We start from the raw sequence: 16476 nt of genomic DNA, 5'->3' as shown, positions 1-16476 counted from the left end.
AGGTCCATTTTTATAAGTTTCACAATTACACCACCTAAAAAACAGGAGGCAACAAAGATGAGTGAAAAAACAGCAGGCTTCTCGCAAGTAAATCACGTGGAATTACTGTAAGTAATTTAGAAAAATCTATCATTTTTCATGAAGCATTAACAGGTAAAAAAGTATCGAACATCGATGAAATTGGCGGAAAGAGAATAGCGCAGACCCAAGGACTTGAAGATACTCGTATTAAATATGCCAACCTTCACTTAGAAAATTTGAATATCGATACTTTAGAATATATTGTCCCTAAATCAGATAAAGCATGTTACTCAAATGATCAAATTAGTACAATGCATCTTTGTTTTGAAGTAGAAGATATTGATGCCGCTGTAGAACGTCTAAAAGCAATTGGGGTACAACCAGATGGCGCGCCAATTGTCTTTCAAGAAGAAGATGGCTTGAAATTTGGATTTGGTACAGGAGTTGCCTACTTCCGTAATCCAGATGGTACTAATTTAGAGCTTATCGCTCCAAAAGGTCTATTTAAACGTGACTAGTTAAAATATATTAAGGTGTTTATATTTTTTACAGCGCTACAATGAACTTGTGAAAAGATACTAAGTTTTGCTCATGTGAGTACCGAAAAAGCCACCTTATGTGAAAGGTGGCTTTTTTGTCGCTAGTCGGGAAAATTAACTAGCTCTTTTATGGCGTTTAATTTTGAAGAAAGCCCGATAAACCATTCTTCATCTCCGGTTACTAATGCCAGATCTATCAGAAAAAGGATTTGCTCCTTGTTTATTGCCTTTGATTCAGGAAGTTTTTTAACGTGCTTACTTAAAATTGAAATTGTTTTGCTTATTGTGTCTTCGTTGTCACATCTAATAACCATTACCTTCACTAATTCTCCTAGGGTATCAAATGATTCAATATAACCAGTTATTAATTCACCCTCCCTTGATATCCCTCGAACCCAATCTCCTACTTCTAAAACAGGATTATTATTTGACATCATACTTTTTCACCTTCTTACAAATGATTTTAGTATTAATAAAATAGAATAACTTCTCATTTTTTAGTGACGGCAAACAAGATATAAAAACCAAACTGTACTGTTTTTTATTACATTTAAACGTTAAGAACCTCACGGCTATATAACAATCAAACCGCTCATCTTTCTTGATTAATAAGATCAACAACTTCTTTCATTGTATAGTTCTTTAAATATTCACCTAGATGTTCTTCAGCACCTAAGAAAATAGTAAAAAGGACTTTTCGCATATTCGAACCTACAATACACTGGTCATTCGATTCTGGACATTTAGGTTGCAAAGCACCTTCTGAGGTTATTTGATAAATATTCCAGAGACTAACTTCACTTAAATCTCGAGCAAAAATAAATCCTCCACCAATCCCCTCTTTTGATTGTATAAACTTATGTTTTTTTAACAAACTTAGCACTTTGCGGATGCGTACTGGGTGAACACCAGCACTTTCTGAAATAGCATTACTTGTTGACATCCGGTCTGGCTGTAGAGCTAAATAAGTTAAACTGTGAATGGCCAAGGTAAAGTCACTGTTCATAGTCTTCCTCCTACGATATAAATTACTAATCACTTTTCAACATACTGTAACCATAAATATTACAGATAAGTTTGTCAAACGTTAAAATATATAAATAATTCTTACCATGAAGAAATAAATTTCTTTGTATTCTATCGGAGCTTATCTATGTTCCATTACTTCATTTAGCTCTTTAAGCGTAAAATAAATTTAAAGATTCCACTGTTTCTTGACTTGTTCTTCTGCCAATTGTTCAATTTTTGTCCAGATCGTATCTTTGCTCACAATAACATTTGTTTGATAATTTCTATTTTTATAATTAACTGTAACGCATACTTCAATCATCTTCTACTTCCTCCTTTCAAAAAATTTCCCTTAAGAAATATTACTTATTAATTAGCCAACTTTTGCAATTCGATGTTCAAAAATGTTCGAACGCTACGTGGTAAAAATTTACGAATTTCTTCCTCATTAAAACCAATCTGTAATCTTTTCTCATCCAGCATAATTGGGCGGCGCAACATTTGAGGATACTCAATTATTAATTTATAAAATTCATTAAGCGAAAGCGCCTCGATATTTATATTTAATTCCTGAAAAGTTTTGGATCTAGTTGAAATAATTTCAGTAGCCCCTTCTTCAGTTAAACGAAGAATCGATTTAAGTTCATCAGCCGTCATAGAATTTGATACGATGTTTTTTTCAATATAATCAATTTGATGCTCCTCAAGCCACGCTTTTGCTTTTCGGCATGAACCACAGCTTGCTGTTGTATATAGAATCACCATATTTTACACACTCCTTTATTGCTTTTTATCAATTGTACACTTATTTCAAATATGGGTTATAAAAGTGTATTAAAAAAAATTACAGTTTAGAATCAAATTCACGTAATGTTATTTATTCGGCAATGTTTAATTTATCTTAACTATCCGTTTCCTTTTAAAATGATACTTTAATAAAATGAATGTATCTACATTTTACAAATGATGACAACTCACTTCTAAAAACCATACTGTAATTTTAAACTTAACAGTTCTATTAATCAACTGTTAAGTCTTGGATTAATTCTATTAACGTAACAAATCGTTTTCTTTTGTGTGAATGCTCCCATAGTGTTACGCTAACCAATTCTAAATGCATTTTAAAGTACATGTTATTCATTTCTCGCTTACATGTGCAATTATGGAATATATTTAGCATAATAAAAAGTACGCACTTTAAAGTATTATAGGTACTAAAAAGTAACATATGAATTTTCTAGTGCAGTTCTACTTACTTCCCTCTTACATCGGTTATTATGAAATATATTTAGCACAATAAATAGTACGCACTTTAAAGTTTTATAGGCACTAAAAAGAAATATTTTAGTACGAAAACGTATGTAGCCTCAAAACTGAAATCTAAATTCATCAAAGGAGGTTTTTTAATGAAGACATACAATATTCCTGTAGAAGCGACTTTAGAAGTTATTGGTGGAAAGTGGAAAGTTGTTATCCTTTGTCATTTAAAGAAAGGAACAAAAAGAACGAGCGAATTAAAACGTTTAATGCCTGGTATTACACAAAAAATGCTAACACAGCAATTACGTGAACTAGAAGAAGACGATGTAATCCAAAGAAAAGTATATGACCAAGTACCACCGAAAGTAGAGTATTCTTTAACTGATTACGGTTCGTCTTTAGGAGCCATACTAGATTCACTTTGCGCTTGGGGAGAAGGTCATCTCGAAAAGAATGGGAACACTTCTATGCTTATTACAGCTGATGAATAATAGCTGTTCCTCAATATGTGTAAATTCTATCGAAGACATAAAAAACGGTCGAGACAATACTTGCCTCAACCGTTTTTTTATGTCTCTTTATAATTTTTTGCGGTAATGACTGTTTCAAATTCAAAGGTTTCTGGCAGATGATCGGCGTAAGAATATTCGAAGGTTCGTCCATCAGTCAAGTAGGCTACTTGTTCGACCCGCATTAGAAAGTCATGATTGGTTAAGTTCATAAATTGCTTTTCCCTATCATCTGGGCGAATTCCCTTGACCCTGACAACGGATGTTCCCACTTCTAGCCCAAGTTTATTTTGAATGTGCGAGTATATCGACTCCTCTAAAACTGAAGCTTCAACACCTGGGATGACCGAAATTGGCATCCATGTATGCTCCATAATCGTCGGAATACTGTGAATGATACGGAGGCGAATGATTTTATAGACAAAATCACCGACGGAAATCCTCAATTTTTCAGCAACTATTTCATCGGCACCTACAATTGTAAACTCGATAATTTTACTTTCTACCTCACTGCCGTAAACTGCTTTCGTACCTGTTAAGTTTTGAATCATTCGTGCCTTTTCCTGCTGACGCCAATCTTGAACCACTGTTCCACTTCCGCGCCGGCGAATAATGTAGCCGTCTCTTACTAACAAGTCCAACGCCTTTTTAATAGTAAGAACTGAAACGCCAAATTCTTCAGCAAGGATAGGGCTACTCGGAATTTTTTCGTTGATTTTATATTCAGCGTCTAAAATTTGCTGTTTAATTTTTTGATAAATGCCGAGGTATTTTACTTGAGTTGATCCACTTGCCACTTCCCTACCTCCTTTTATGCTTAACTACCTTCTATTCATTCAAATTTAAAGCTTCAAGTTTGTAAACTGAAGGTGAGGGTGCAGCAAATCCATTTTCCAAGATTTCAATATTCGTTACCGCTTCTTCGTCTTTCACAAGTTTTGGTGCACCATTTACGATTGTTTCATAAGCCGCATCATAGAAACGACCGTAATCACCAAGCGGCGTTTTAATTTGTTTTTCAATCCAGTCACCGTTTGCGTTGCGATATTTAGCAACGCCATAGTACATCGGGGAATCTTCACCAAAGCCCGCACTCTCAGGCATAACACCCGCTTTCAGATCATTTTCCTGCTGATCTTCACCGTATTTAATAAATGATCCGTTTGTTCCATGAACGATAAAGCGTGGATAATCTTTCGCTACAACATGGTTGGTTTTCAGTTTAATTTTCAGCTGATTTCCGTAATGTAGACCAACATCGAAATAGTTATCCACCGCACCTTCCACTTCATTATTACGAATATCGTATGTCACTATATCCAGACGGCCGAATAGTGAAATCATGCGGTCCATCGTATGAATACCTAAACTGTAGAATGAACCTTCTTCTTTTGGACCTTCGTGAGTGATTGAGCCTGGACGGAAGTAATCAATGTGCGATTCAACCTCAACAATATCACCAAGGAATCCTTGTTCAACAACTTGCTTCACAGCTAAGAAATCACCATCAAAACGACGGTTTTGATACGGCATAACTACTACACCTTTTTCTCGTCCTAAAGATAATAATTCCTTAGCATGTTCTACTGTATCGCAAAATGGTTTTTCAACGATAACCGATTTCCCAGCAAGTATAACTTTTTTCGCCAATTCGTAATGCGTATGCGCTGGCGTGCAGATCGTCACTACTTGAATTTCTTTGTCATTCAATAATTCGTCCAAATCAGTGGTGAAGTAAACACCTTTTTTCTGATATGGAGCTGCTAATTCTTCATTAATATTGCGGGCAAAAATCGTTTTTACTTTTATATTTTCACGTATTTTCACATAAGGTAGGTGATAACGGTTAGCTGATTTTCCAAATCCAATAAGGCCCATTGTCAATGTCATGTTCTTCAACTTCCTTGCTCATAAATTTTCGTTTCTATATTTATTATATATTTTCGTTACGAAAAGTATATAGTTTTGTTTTTTAAGTTATATATTAAATAAATATACCTTTTGCCATGCTCATTTCTTTACATACTCTTTCAGTTTTATTCTCCATAGCTCTTATAGTTATAGAAATCGCAAAAGCAATTTACATTTTCAGCATGCTGAAAACACCTAAAATATTAAATTAAAAAGCCGGGATAGAAATCATTTCGATTTTCATCCCGACTTTTTACTATTTTTGTGTAATACCAAGCATTAATTATTTTAATTCGCACGTTCTCTTTTTGTCTTTCTTTAAATGACAAAGAATAACTACTTTCCACTTCCCACCGATAACCTCTAAAGTTGCCTCCACAGGAATATTGTATGTCTTCATCTAAAGATCTCCTTTAATAATTTCATAAGGCAATTAAGCTAAAACATTTAAATATTACTTTTAAGTATCTATAGCACCTTAAAGTACGTACTTTTTATTGTGTTAAACATGTTTCATAATAGCATACGTAAACAGTACATGAGTAGTACGGCACTCAAAAGTACCTGTATTACTTTTTAGTATCTATATCACTTTAAAGTACGTACTTTTCATTATGTAAAATACATTTCATAATAGCATTTGTAAGAGTTGAGTAAGTAATTCAGTAGTAGAAATTACCTTTGTTACCTTTTAGATACCCATCGTACTTTAAAGTGCTTACTTTTTAACTGTTTCAATACTTTTATAATGCATTTTGTCAGACGATGAAATGACATGTATTGATTTTCACATCCATTCACAATGATTAATTAATTTTCAAATACATTTTAGGAGGATATCTTTAATGAGTAATTTACTAAAAGAAAAAATTGGTTTTGGTACAGCACCACTAGGAAATATGTACCGTAATATCCCAGAAGAAGAAGCAATCGCTACAGTGGATGCTGCTTGGGAGAATGGCGTTCGTTACTTTGATACAGCTCCACTTTATGGATCTGGATTAGCGGAGATTCGTCTTGGTGAAGCACTTTCGAAAAGAAATCGTGATGATTACTTTTTAAGTACGAAAGTAGGTCGAACTATTTCGGATGAACTGGAAGATCCATCTGCACGTGATTTAGGTGAAAAAGGCGGACTTTTCAAATTTGGTCGTAAAAATAAAATGATCAATGACTATAGCGCAGATGCAACACTTCGTTCTATCGAGCAAAGTTTGAAACGTTTAAAAACAGATCGTCTAGACTTTGTTTTCATTCATGATTTAGCACAAGACTTTTATGGCGACGAGTGGATTTCACAATTTGAAACGGCTCGTACAGGAGCATTCCGTGCGCTAACACGTTTACGTGAAGAAGGAGTCATTAAAGGTTGGGGACTTGGAGTAAACAAAGTAGAATCAATTGAACTTATGCTTGATTTGGAAGAAGCGAAGCCAAATATCTCCTTGTTAGCTGGTCGTTATTCACTATTAGACCACGAGCGTGCCTTGCAACGAGCAATGCCTGCAGCTGTAAAGCATAATATGGATATTGTTGTTGGTGGCCCATATAGCTCAGGCATTCTTGCTGGAGGTGCTCACTTCGAATATCAAAAGGCATCACCAGAAATTATTGCAAAAGTTGAGAAAATCAAAGCTCTTGCAGATTGTTACGAAATCAGCATCAAGGCTGCTGCATTACAATTTCCACTAGCTAACCCAGCAGTTGCTGCCGTTGTTCCTGGTGCAAGTAAACCTGAACGAATTGTAGAAGACCAAACTGCATTAAACACAGTAATTCCAGCAGCATTCTGGGAAGAAATGCGCGAACAAAAACTAGTAGCACCTAATGCACCACTACCAATCAACGTGAAATAAAGTGAAACTTTAATCAGGGGGCCATCCCCCACTGATTATTTCCCTGCAAATAGCAAGATAAAAAGGAGTGTAATAAATATGGCACATACTACTACATCTATGACAGTTTTTGCTTCACCTGAACAAGTATGGCAATTAATCGGAGGTTTTAACTCCCTTCCAGACTGGTTACCTTATATACCTAGCAGCAAAGTAACTGAAGGTGGACGCGTACGTCATCTAGCTAATCCAGATGGTGATACGATTATAGAGCGCTTAGAAGTATTCAATGATAAGGAACGCTACTACACGTATTCAATAATGAATGCACCATTCCCAGTCACTAATTATCTATCTACAATCCAGATTAAAGAAGGTACTGAAAGTAACACATCGTTAGTAGAGTGGTCTGGTACTTTCACTCCTGTAGGGGTTAGTGATGAAGAGGCAATTAATCTGTTTCATGGCATCTACAGCGATGGACTGAAAGCATTGCAACAAGCATTTCTAGATTGATCTACTAAAAAACAATGAAAAGCAAAGCACCCAGTGCTTTGCCGCTTATAAAATCCCTTTTTACGTATGAAACAACTTTCCTTCTATCGCTTTCATATATCTTTCCGCAGAACGTTCAACTGCCTCATTTGCATTTTCTTTTACTACTCGGTGAAAAGCATTATATAAACGATTAAACTGTAACGGCTTCACTCGATTCGCCATTTCCTCCACTTTTCTCGCTGGTAATGGAATTAAGTTTGGATAGCTGTACATGAAACTCACCCATTGTTGATCCGCTACAACTTGAATGATATCACCTGTTAATAAAATACCTTTTCCATCATTCCCTTCTTCCCAGTGTAATACAGAACCGCCACTAAAATGTCCTCCGAGACGATGCACTGTTACTCCATCTGCTAATTGTAAAGACTCACCAGACCAATAAATAATACGACTACTCGGGCGCATCACCCACTCTTTATCATCTTCATGTATATAAATTGGTACATCGAATGTCTCTGCCCATTCTACTTGCGTCGAATAATAATGCGGGTGAGATAATGCAATTGCATCTAATCCGCCAAGCTCTTTTATTTTCGTAATTGTCGTTTCATCTAAATAAGTAATACAGTCCCATAGTAAACGATATGACTCTGTTTTGACTACAAATGCCGTTTGACCGATCGCAAATTCTGGTTTTGTTGTAATACTATAAAGCCCATTTTCTTCTTCTATAATTTCATTTTTATATGTATCACTCGTTTGCAAGTTTTCTAAACTCGTCCAAGACTGCCCTTTCGGATTAATATATTGTCTCTCCTCATCACAAATAAGACAACTTACCGGTTCTTCCACACTCGCTGCATACTGAACGCCACACGTTGTACAAACGAAATTATTCATAGTTATTCTCCTCTTCCTTTAATTTTTTATTAAGCTGATATTTGTTGATAGTTTTCTGCTTTTTTATTTTCAATTGATAAGCTTATAAGAGTAACAAAGTAGACAAATGTAACCGCCATAGGAATTACAATAAATCCTTTTTCTGCAAAAAGAATCCCACATACTGACGTTACTAATACAGTTCCTACTGATAAAAAACCATAACTTTTACTTTCATAAATCCATACATATGGTAAAAAATGAACACCTATTAACATCGCTACTACAAAAGGTAACCACTCCGGAAATTGAAAATATGCAAGTAATACAAACGGAATATTCAATACATTTATCCCACCAATTACTCCAGCTAAAGTCCCTAGCGGATTTCCTTTCGCAAACATGTCAATTTTTAATATAGTAGCTATCATTAAGCCGAAAGGAAACACACAGCCCATACCAATTAAATATACCCACACAACTTGCTTTTCTAAAAGAAGAACACCAGTTATGCTCGCTACAATCCAAAATAAAAGACCAGCTATTATAACAGGAAATCCCTTCTTCGTTTTTTGTGCTAAATCTCTTTTTGCTTCTGAAATGTTCATTTCTATATCTCCCCCAAATATAAGTGCTATAATGTCGTCTTATTTTCGTTATCGAACATAATCTCATTCATCCAATAACGCCAAGCTACTAAGTAATCTTCTAAATCTTTTGGGTGGTGTCTTAAGCATGTATCAATACGTAAATATAAACCTATTACTATTTCTTCATATAAATCTCGGTCCCTTTTACGAAATGCACATTGTTTCATCACATACTGAATAGTTTCTTTCGTTAAATCTTCTGGTGTTGAACAGAACGCGTAAATTAAATCGTATATAGGATCTCCTAAGACTGGTAAAGGATCTATCACACCGGTTAACTTATTCTTTTGAAATATAAAATTATGGAATCCAAGATCACCATGTAATAAAAACGGCCTATCCATTCCAGTACCTCTTTGTGGACTATTTACAAGTGTAAGAACAAGCTGATGTTCTTCATCACTTATGCACTGCTTCAAATTTTCACGAGCTTCCATTACATTTGTTAATAAAAACTCTGTCCAAGATTGAACCGGACTATCTTTCCATCCCCATCCATCTACCTCTGGAACTATTTCATACGTATTAATTACTTCTTTAACAATTGTACAAAGTGTGCTCCTCTTATACCCAAGTTCGCACGAAGTAGCCCCATCGAGAAAGGAATACACAATATATCTATTTAAAGGTTCCTTATACAAAAGCTTTGAAAATAAAGTATTCCCTTCATAAAAAGAAAGAAAATCAGCTTCTTCACGTATCACTTCTGATTCATTCAGCTTTACAATGTATTTCGCGTCCAACAAATATACTGTACTTGTCGTTCCTCCGTTCAACACTTTCATGCTTTTCGGATAATGTGAAATAACCTTCTCATTAACTAGTTGTTCAGCGATTATTGAAATGTCCATTTCTCCACCCTTAATTTAAAAGACAACTTTACTATTATTTGACAATTTCAAGAGAATTCCTTCCAATATCTTAATATAACAGAAATTAATTTTTAATTTATTAAGACTGCCTCTTTCAAGATTTCATCATATAATTCATTCCATTTATGATATTGCGATGCGATTTCTTCTACTCTAACAAACATCCTTTTATCAGATTCATACTCACCGTCAAACTTATGTACTTCATTAATCCCCATCCGGTAGAACGGCTGATATCCTACTTTTGGATACGGACTATTTTCATTCCAATCTGGATTATCACTATGGTCAACGATAATATATCCAAATAAAGTACATTCCCCTTTTACATAACCTTCTTCCCACGCTTCTCTTTTAAAACATTCTTCTGGTAGTTCCCCTTCTTCTATATGCCCACCAGGAAAGTCCCAACCACGCTGCTCATGGTCTATCAGTAAAACCTTATTATTATGAAAACAAAAACCGTGAATACTCGTGATTCTTTCGTATTCTGGCAATATACAATCTTTTTTCCACGTTAACTTCACTTTTGATTCCCCATAATTTGCATATATAGTTACCATTTCCCTCACTCCAAATGATCTTCATTTAATCTAGTAATTTCTATTGAATTATCTCTTTCTTTTAACTTACGAGCCAAACTTTCTACACCAAACACTTCTGTAAATGTGTGACTACCTACAATTAAGTTAATGCCTTTAAATTTCGCATGTTGCACTGTATATAATGTTTTTTCTCCTGTTATGTACGTATCACAACCTTTTTCTAGTGCACGCTCAATAAGGTTTGTATTGTTTCCTGCACCTGTTAATATCGCAATCCGTTTTACTGGCTTATCATGATTTTTCCAACTCTTCACTTCCTCTTCCATTCTCTCTTCAAGTTTTCCAACTAAGTTTGAAAAGGGAATCACTTCTTTATATTCTCCTATTCCCGGTAGCTCTTCTTCCTCATACGTGGAATATTCCAGTATTGTATGTATCCCAATTTCGTTAAATAACGACGTACACGTGCCAAACTTTACAAAATCTAACGGCAAATGAATCCAAAAATGATTCATTTCATATTCTTTTAATTTCTCAATACAAGCCTCTTCCATACCGAATAAAAAACTCCACGGTGCATGATGTGTAAGTATCATATCAACCCCATTTCGATATGCTTCTTCAATTGTTTCTAGCGTCAAATTTGTCGTGTATCCTATTTTGTGAAATTCCTCTTTACTAATATGAGTGAAGCCATACTCGTCATCACCGTATTTATTAAGATGCTCTTCAAAAAGTGATGTAATATGTTCTTTAAACTGCGTTATATTCATTTTCATTTCTCCTTTCATCCACTTTTATATTTCAAAAATAAGGAAATACTAAAAATAACGTTACATACATATAGGAGGACAATATGAAACCTGAATTTTTAAAAGCTATACATGATGCAATTGGGACCGTCGAACATATTCATATAGAAGAAAGTGGTGCAGATAGTTTACTCATTCATCACGATGATGCACAGCAATTAAAACAAGTTGCTGAAACGTTAGAACACAACAATTTCCGCTCTACTATAAGAACAACTGGGGATGCTTCGTATATTGAAGTGTTGAACAGATAAAGAGAAACTTTAATCAGTGGGGGGTTCATCCCCCACTGATTATTAGCCTTCACCAATCGGGCTTTTACGGGCAGTTGATCCCACACCTAACTTCTTTGCTTGCGCTGAATTTTGAGGTGTGGGTCTTACTTCCCGGCAAATAGCGGGATAAAGAGAAGTCCTAGCTATATGCTGGGCTTTATTCTTTTATATTGAAATTTCAAACTCTTTCACATATACCGCTGTTCCCGCAATATGTATTTGTAACTTCTCATTTTCTACATCTTTCGTTACATAAACCGTTACACGACCATCTTTATTTATTTCCTGTCCTTGCTCAACGATTAACTCCAGTTCATGGTCAAAATCTTTCTCCAAATACGTCGCATAATACGCTCCCATTACACCTGAAGCAGTTCCTGTCACTGGATCTTCTATTGTTCCAGAATAAGGTGATGAGAAATGACGACCGTGCATTTTTGCTTCTGCATCATATGTTTCCAAGCAAAGTGGATGGATCGCAACCTTTGGCATTTCTTTTAGCACCGATGGAAATTCATTATTATTAGGTTTCATTCTTTCACATGCATCAATTTTTTTAATAGGTACAATTAAAGTCCAAATACCAGTACTTCCATATACAATCGGTAAATTTCCATCTAAATCATTCACTTCAAGACCAATACTGTGAGCTAATGCCTCTTTGGAACCTGCAAAACTTTGAAACTTAGGTATTGCTTGTCTCATTTTAATAAAAGTTTCCCCATTTTCATTCGCACCTATATGTATTGGTAAAACTCCCGCCTTCGTTTCAATCGTTAACTTATGTTTCCCTCCCAATATTCCTCTTTCATGAAGTGCATATATTGACCCTACTGTCGCATGACCACATAAATCATTTTCATGACCAGGTGTAAAATAGCGAATTCTTATATCTGCTACTTCTGAAGAAAGAACAAAAGCTGTTTCGTTAAATCCAACCTTTTCAGCAATGAGTTGCATTTCCTCTTCCCCTAATCCATCTGCTTCTAATACAATGCCTGCTGGATTTCCCATGTTCGGTTTATTACTAAATGCATCATAATGGACTACGTTTACTTTTTTCATTCTCATATCCCCTAATCCTCTTTTAAAATTTTTTTGAAGGTCCAAATATATTTTGAATGGTTGTAAGATCGTACATTACCACTCCAACTCCCCTAAACCCGGCTCAATAAACTTACCCGAAACATCCTCATTTGAATCCATTACCCAATCATATATATTTTGAGCTCCTTCAGTAGGAGTCATATTCGCATCAAAAGCACCAATGTCAGTCTTTAATTTTCCAGGGTGAATTGCGGTTACACGAATTCCTTTATCCGCAAACTCTTGTTGTAAACAGAGCGTTAACATATTTTGTGCAGCTTTTGCGATCCGGTATGAATATGAGAACTGCCCTTGTGGAAATTCTTTTTCGGCCATTTTATGTAAAGAGCCTAAACGAGATGATACGTTTATAATTCTCGGCTGATTTGATTTAGTTAAAGCTGAATACGTACCTTTTATTGCTCGAATAACACCTAAACAATGAAGGTTAAATAGTTCCATTAACTCTTCTGAATTTGTACATAAAACTTCAGTTTCCTTTCCAGTAATTCCAGCGTTATTAATAACTAGATCAATATACTCTGTATACTCCTCAACTTGCTTCTTAATACACTCAGTACTCTCATCATCTGTCAAATCTGCTAATATAGGAAAACATCTAGAACTAAACATTTTCTTCAATTGCGTTACCGCAACCTCACTTCTAACTAGCGGATAAACAATATGTCCATTTTCATGAAACACTTTCACTAGCTGTAACCCTAATCCACGATTTCCACCTGTAATAAGTACCCTCATATATCCATCTCCTTATTTTTATAATAAATAAGAAAATCTGCCCACTTACCATTCCCCATAGAAAATGCCTCTCTCGTACATTCAAATGAAAAACCAGCTCTTTCCGCAAGACGAACGGATGGCTCATTATCGATATGTATATGTAATTCAATTCTATGAAATTGAAGGCCATTAAAAAATAACGGCAGCGCAGCTATTACACTTTCTACTCCGTATCCATTTTTCCAATATTGATTATGAATAGAGTAGCCCATCATTGCCCATTGATAGTCCATACGTAAAATTTTTATAAGCTCTAGCTTTCCAATATTGGCGCCATCTTCTTTCTGAAAAATACCTAGAACGTACATTTCATCCCGTCTTGCCGTCTTGCCGCCTCATCAAATCCTCTTATCCATTCCGTGAACCATTCTTTTGTTGAAGACGACATATCATGATAGCCATCATCGTATTTATATTGAGATGGTAACCTCTTATTGAATCCATCTAACCAACTTTCATAATCCTCTTTTTGAAATGGACGAATAATAAGTCTCTCTGTCTCTACTTGTAATAGTGGCAGCTTCATTTATATCTCTTCCTTTAATTGTTAATTGAATATTCTTTATTATCTTACACAAAATACAAAATCTAGTAAATTATTATGTTTTTGATAAACAAGGGTCTGTTAAACTACAATGTTGATTTTTGAGAAATACAAAAAGGAAACCTTGTTCTGAAGGGTTTCCTTTTTGCCACTACACTACCAATCTTATCTGTAATTTAAAACGTTGTATTCTGTCTTTAATATTCCATAAACATCAACATCTTCATATGTATTTAATAAAAGTCTATTCTGTCTCAATGTGCCTTCTTTACGTAAACCCGACTTCTCTAACACCTTAATCGATGATCTATTTCTAGAAATAGCAGATGCCCAAATTTTATTTAGACCTAATTCGATAAAGCCAAAATGAATCATTCTGTTTACAGCCTCGGTTGCAAAACCCTTGCCCCAATAATTCTTACCAATCCAATAACCAAGCTCACCTCTATTGTTGCCTTTGTCAATTCTTAGTGTAATTGTACCTACAATTTCTCTTGATTCTTTAGAAACAACTCCTAAAGGATATTCAATTCCTTGCCTTATAAGTTCTGGTTGCATATCAACCCAATCTTGCGCGAACTCCAATTTATATGGGTGTGGAAGCCCAAGAATATTGGCTAATTCCTTGTCATTAGCCAATTCTTTAATTCTAAACACATCATCATTGGTAAAAAGTTCTATACGTAAATGCTCAGTTTCTAATTTTATAGCCATATTTTCTCCCCCTTGTACTGAAATTAATTAGCTCCCTTTATTTTCAATATTACACCAAAAAACACAAAAAGTTTAAAATATTAACAATATCAAATAACAGAACCATAAACAAAAAATCCAGTTATGCTTTATACATAACTGGATTCCTCATCATCTAATAGCTTTTTATTTTACAAGTACATCTTCTCTTAATTCCCTCTTCAACACTTTCCCTAAAGCGTTTTTCGGTAATTCGTCCATAAATACAACTTCTGGTATTTTATAGCTTGCTAGTTTTTCTTTACAATGCTGAATAATCTCTTCTTCTGTTAAAGACGTTTGAATGTCCTTCACAAGATAAGCTCTTGGAACCTCACCCCAAAAGTCATCTGGAATTCCAACTACTGCAACTTCTAGAACACCATATATTTCATGAATGACATCTTCTACTTGATCTGGATATACGTTGTCACCACCGCGTATGATAACGTCTTTATATCTTCCCATAATATGTAGGAATCCATCGTCATCTATCATACCTGCATCGCCCATGTTAAACCAATTATCTTTTACTACCTTCTTTGTCGCCTTTTCATTATTCCAATATCCTTTAAACATGTATGGACTTCTTACATGAATCTCTCCAATTTTATTTGTTGTTAGTTCATCCCCTGTTTCTGGATGGACAATTTTCAACTCTACATGCTTAAGTGTTTTCCCTACAGAAGACATTTTTTCTTTTCCCATATTTGGATGCCATGAAGTTACTACCCAACCTTCTGTACTACCATACCCTTGCACCATATATATTCCTTTTTCCATATATTTTTGAATGAGCGTTTCTGGAACTTTTGTACCACCACTTTGCGCTACTTTAAAGGTCGAAATGTTACGCTCTTTTTTATTTAGTTCATCAAGCATATAACTATACACCGCTGGAAACGCAAGCATCGTAGTAATTTTCTCTTCTTCAATCTTATCCCAAATAAGAGCAGGATTTGAATCAGATAAGAAAATCATCGTTATGCCATGATAAATGCAATTTAAAATAGAAAGCACTCCACTCATATGAAACAATGGATGCACTGATAAAAAGCGTTCACCTGCTGGAATTTCTCTTTGCCCCGCAATCTCAGTAAAATAATGATGTAAGTTTTTATGACCAATTACGCATGCTTTTGCCTGTCCAGTCGTTCCTGAAGTAAATAAGTAAATCGCATCATCATCTTCATGAACTTCTACGTTCGGCTCTGTAATTGGCTGTTCTTGCAATTTTAATTCAAATGAACCAAAGCCTTCTTCTGTCGTTTTAATTACATAAGGAATTTCTTTAACAGCATCAACCTTTAATAACACTTCACTAAATTCTTCATCAATAACTAATACTTTTAACTTTGCTTCTTTTACAATCGTTTCTAATTCATAAGCTGTAAGCTGATGATTTAGCGGAATAAATACCGCTCCAATTTTCAAACTTGCCATCATAATACTTGGAAACGGATGGTTATTTTTGCATAGTATTCCTATGCGATCCCCTCTTTGCACACCGTTATGTAACAAATAATGTGCAAGCTGGTTTACTCGTTCATTATATTGTTGAAACGAATACCTTTTCTCTCCCCCGACAAGCGCTTCCAAATTTGGTGATTGCATTGCTCTCTTTTGTAATAATTGTCGCATCGTTCTCAAGTAAAACTCCCCTTTATATATGTTAGGGTTTTTATTTTACCAGATT

The 16476-nt window shown here is 35.0% G+C and carries 19 protein-coding genes and 3 pseudogenes; 5 read left to right on the top strand and 17 right to left on the bottom strand.

Going from position 1 to position 16476, the window contains the following annotated elements:
* The first annotated feature begins 57 nt into the window (after positions 1–57).
* Positions 58–539 (top strand): annotated as a pseudogene (locus ACFVQC_RS07980) (VOC family protein).
* 122 nt (positions 540–661) lie between these two features.
* On the opposite strand, the gene ACFVQC_RS07975 reads toward ACFVQC_RS07980, so the two are convergent.
* The 4 genes from ACFVQC_RS07975 to spxA form a co-directional block, all read right to left on the bottom strand.
* Positions 662–994, bottom strand: coding sequence for an IDEAL domain-containing protein (locus tag ACFVQC_RS07975; RefSeq protein WP_219919393.1), 333 nt, complete (start codon positions 992–994; stop codon positions 662–664).
* Between the two features lie 158 nt (positions 995–1152).
* Positions 1153–1566, bottom strand: coding sequence for an Rrf2-family transcriptional regulator SaiR (saiR, locus tag ACFVQC_RS07970; protein WP_002146539.1), 414 nt, complete (start codon positions 1564–1566; stop codon positions 1153–1155).
* Positions 1567–1755: 189 nt separating this feature from the next.
* Entirely contained in the window at positions 1756–1890 is a 135-nt protein-coding gene (locus ACFVQC_RS07965; RefSeq protein WP_002146538.1) for a BA3454 family stress response protein, read from the bottom strand.
* A 47-nt stretch (positions 1891–1937) separates the two neighbouring features.
* Entirely contained in the window at positions 1938–2333 is a 396-nt protein-coding gene (gene spxA, locus ACFVQC_RS07960) for a transcriptional regulator SpxA (protein ID WP_377891551.1), read from the bottom strand.
* A 641-nt stretch (positions 2334–2974) separates the two neighbouring features.
* On the opposite strand from spxA, the gene ACFVQC_RS07955 reads away from it, so the two are divergent.
* The gene (locus tag ACFVQC_RS07955) at positions 2975–3319 is read left to right on the top strand and encodes a winged helix-turn-helix transcriptional regulator (protein ID WP_000860824.1); all 345 of its coding nucleotides are present in this window, start codon (positions 2975–2977) and stop codon (positions 3317–3319) included.
* 77 nt (positions 3320–3396) lie between these two features.
* Here ACFVQC_RS07955 and ACFVQC_RS07950 read toward each other — a convergent pair whose 3' ends face one another.
* From ACFVQC_RS07950 to ACFVQC_RS07940, 3 genes and pseudogenes are all read right to left on the bottom strand, one after another.
* Complete coding sequence (locus tag ACFVQC_RS07950; RefSeq protein ID WP_377898012.1) at positions 3397–4134, bottom strand: GntR family transcriptional regulator; 738 nt, start codon at positions 4132–4134, stop codon at positions 3397–3399.
* 31 nt (positions 4135–4165) lie between these two features.
* A complete protein-coding gene (locus tag ACFVQC_RS07945) occupies positions 4166–5227 on the bottom strand; it encodes an oxidoreductase (protein ID WP_377898011.1) in 1062 nt (353 codons plus the stop codon).
* A 307-nt stretch (positions 5228–5534) separates the two neighbouring features.
* Positions 5535–5648 (bottom strand): annotated as a pseudogene (locus ACFVQC_RS07940) (winged helix-turn-helix transcriptional regulator); the annotation flags it as partial.
* 445 nt (positions 5649–6093) lie between these two features.
* On the opposite strand from ACFVQC_RS07940, the gene ACFVQC_RS07935 reads away from it, so the two are divergent.
* Positions 6094–7104: an aldo/keto reductase gene (locus ACFVQC_RS07935; RefSeq protein WP_377898009.1), complete on the top strand. Its 1011-nt coding sequence runs from the start codon at positions 6094–6096 to the stop codon at positions 7102–7104.
* A 78-nt stretch (positions 7105–7182) separates the two neighbouring features.
* Positions 7183–7599 carry an SRPBCC family protein gene (locus ACFVQC_RS07930; protein WP_377898007.1) on the top strand — a complete coding sequence of 139 codons (417 nt, stop codon included), beginning with the start codon at positions 7183–7185 and terminating at the stop codon, positions 7597–7599.
* Between the two features lie 60 nt (positions 7600–7659).
* Here ACFVQC_RS07930 and ACFVQC_RS07925 read toward each other — a convergent pair whose 3' ends face one another.
* The 5 genes from ACFVQC_RS07925 to ACFVQC_RS07905 form a co-directional block, all read right to left on the bottom strand.
* Positions 7660–8484, bottom strand: coding sequence for an MBL fold metallo-hydrolase (locus ACFVQC_RS07925; RefSeq protein WP_377898005.1), 825 nt, complete (start codon positions 8482–8484; stop codon positions 7660–7662).
* A 29-nt stretch (positions 8485–8513) separates the two neighbouring features.
* Positions 8514–9071: a DUF7010 family protein gene (locus ACFVQC_RS07920; protein WP_377898003.1), complete on the bottom strand. Its 558-nt coding sequence runs from the start codon at positions 9069–9071 to the stop codon at positions 8514–8516.
* A gap of 26 nt (positions 9072–9097) precedes the next feature.
* The gene (locus ACFVQC_RS07915) at positions 9098–9964 is read right to left on the bottom strand and encodes a phosphotransferase (RefSeq protein ID WP_377898002.1); all 867 of its coding nucleotides are present in this window, start codon (positions 9962–9964) and stop codon (positions 9098–9100) included.
* 92 nt (positions 9965–10056) lie between these two features.
* Entirely contained in the window at positions 10057–10548 is a 492-nt protein-coding gene (locus tag ACFVQC_RS07910; RefSeq protein WP_377898000.1) for an NUDIX hydrolase, read from the bottom strand.
* A 5-nt stretch (positions 10549–10553) separates the two neighbouring features.
* Positions 10554–11303 (bottom strand): Nif3-like dinuclear metal center hexameric protein, encoded by a 750-nt coding sequence (locus ACFVQC_RS07905; RefSeq protein ID WP_377897999.1) that lies wholly within the window; start codon positions 11301–11303, stop codon positions 10554–10556.
* Positions 11304–11386: 83 nt separating this feature from the next.
* Between ACFVQC_RS07905 and ACFVQC_RS07900 the strand changes: the two genes are divergently transcribed.
* Positions 11387–11596 carry a hypothetical protein gene (locus ACFVQC_RS07900; protein ID WP_219919405.1) on the top strand — a complete coding sequence of 70 codons (210 nt, stop codon included), beginning with the start codon at positions 11387–11389 and terminating at the stop codon, positions 11594–11596.
* A 186-nt stretch (positions 11597–11782) separates the two neighbouring features.
* On the opposite strand, the gene ACFVQC_RS07895 is transcribed toward ACFVQC_RS07900, so the two are convergent.
* The 5 genes and pseudogenes from ACFVQC_RS07895 to ACFVQC_RS07875 all read right to left on the bottom strand — a co-directional run bounded on the left by ACFVQC_RS07895 (position 11783) and on the right by ACFVQC_RS07875 (position 16430).
* Positions 11783–12682 carry a PhzF family phenazine biosynthesis isomerase gene (locus tag ACFVQC_RS07895; RefSeq protein ID WP_377897997.1) on the bottom strand — a complete coding sequence of 300 codons (900 nt, stop codon included), beginning with the start codon at positions 12680–12682 and terminating at the stop codon, positions 11783–11785.
* A 75-nt stretch (positions 12683–12757) separates the two neighbouring features.
* Positions 12758–13462 carry an SDR family NAD(P)-dependent oxidoreductase gene (locus ACFVQC_RS07890; protein ID WP_377897995.1) on the bottom strand — a complete coding sequence of 235 codons (705 nt, stop codon included), beginning with the start codon at positions 13460–13462 and terminating at the stop codon, positions 12758–12760.
* Positions 13459–14030: pseudogene (locus tag ACFVQC_RS07885) on the bottom strand (GNAT family N-acetyltransferase). The gene ACFVQC_RS07890 and the pseudogene ACFVQC_RS07885 overlap by 4 nt, the downstream one beginning before the upstream one ends.
* A gap of 183 nt (positions 14031–14213) precedes the next feature.
* A complete protein-coding gene (locus ACFVQC_RS07880; protein ID WP_377897993.1) occupies positions 14214–14762 on the bottom strand; it encodes a GNAT family N-acetyltransferase in 549 nt (182 codons plus the stop codon).
* Between the two features lie 165 nt (positions 14763–14927).
* Positions 14928–16430: a class I adenylate-forming enzyme family protein gene (locus tag ACFVQC_RS07875; protein WP_377897991.1), complete on the bottom strand. Its 1503-nt coding sequence runs from the start codon at positions 16428–16430 to the stop codon at positions 14928–14930.
* Positions 16431–16476: the final 46 nt, after the last annotated feature.

The sequence above is a fragment of the Bacillus sp. NPDC057893 genome (assembly GCF_042796455.1).
GTDB lineage: Bacteria > Bacillota > Bacilli > Bacillales > Bacillaceae_G > Bacillus_A.
This window is presented reverse-complemented; position numbering and strand designations above follow the sequence as displayed.

What these genes read in the sequence shown, in the direction of transcription:
- ACFVQC_RS07905 (WP_377897999.1), bottom strand. Translation starts at nt 11,303, where the DNA reads ATGAATATAACGCAGTTTAAAGAACATATTACATCACTTTTTGAAGAG.
- ACFVQC_RS07910 (WP_377898000.1), bottom strand. Translation starts at nt 10,548, where the DNA reads ATGGTAACTATATATGCAAATTATGGGGAATCAAAAGTGAAGTTAACG.
- ACFVQC_RS07965 (WP_002146538.1), bottom strand. Translation starts at nt 1,890, where the DNA reads ATGATTGAAGTATGCGTTACAGTTAATTATAAAAATAGAAATTATCAA.
- ACFVQC_RS07925 (WP_377898005.1), bottom strand. Translation starts at nt 8,484, where the DNA reads ATGAATAATTTCGTTTGTACAACGTGTGGCGTTCAGTATGCAGCGAGT.
- ACFVQC_RS07955 (WP_000860824.1), top strand. Translation starts at nt 2,975, where the DNA reads ATGAAGACATACAATATTCCTGTAGAAGCGACTTTAGAAGTTATTGGT.
- ACFVQC_RS07890 (WP_377897995.1), bottom strand. Translation starts at nt 13,462, where the DNA reads ATGAGGGTACTTATTACAGGTGGAAATCGTGGATTAGGGTTACAGCTA.
- ACFVQC_RS07930 (WP_377898007.1), top strand. Translation starts at nt 7,183, where the DNA reads ATGGCACATACTACTACATCTATGACAGTTTTTGCTTCACCTGAACAA.
- spxA (WP_377891551.1), bottom strand. Translation starts at nt 2,333, where the DNA reads ATGGTGATTCTATATACAACAGCAAGCTGTGGTTCATGCCGAAAAGCA.
- ACFVQC_RS07975 (WP_219919393.1), bottom strand. Translation starts at nt 994, where the DNA reads ATGTCAAATAATAATCCTGTTTTAGAAGTAGGAGATTGGGTTCGAGGG.
- ACFVQC_RS07920 (WP_377898003.1), bottom strand. Translation starts at nt 9,071, where the DNA reads ATGAACATTTCAGAAGCAAAAAGAGATTTAGCACAAAAAACGAAGAAG.
- ACFVQC_RS07935 (WP_377898009.1), top strand. Translation starts at nt 6,094, where the DNA reads ATGAGTAATTTACTAAAAGAAAAAATTGGTTTTGGTACAGCACCACTA.
- ACFVQC_RS07900 (WP_219919405.1), top strand. Translation starts at nt 11,387, where the DNA reads ATGAAACCTGAATTTTTAAAAGCTATACATGATGCAATTGGGACCGTC.
- saiR (WP_002146539.1), bottom strand. Translation starts at nt 1,566, where the DNA reads ATGAACAGTGACTTTACCTTGGCCATTCACAGTTTAACTTATTTAGCT.
- ACFVQC_RS07915 (WP_377898002.1), bottom strand. Translation starts at nt 9,964, where the DNA reads ATGGACATTTCAATAATCGCTGAACAACTAGTTAATGAGAAGGTTATT.
- ACFVQC_RS07895 (WP_377897997.1), bottom strand. Translation starts at nt 12,682, where the DNA reads ATGAAAAAAGTAAACGTAGTCCATTATGATGCATTTAGTAATAAACCG.
- ACFVQC_RS07880 (WP_377897993.1), bottom strand. Translation starts at nt 14,762, where the DNA reads ATGGCTATAAAATTAGAAACTGAGCATTTACGTATAGAACTTTTTACC.
- ACFVQC_RS07945 (WP_377898011.1), bottom strand. Translation starts at nt 5,227, where the DNA reads ATGACATTGACAATGGGCCTTATTGGATTTGGAAAATCAGCTAACCGT.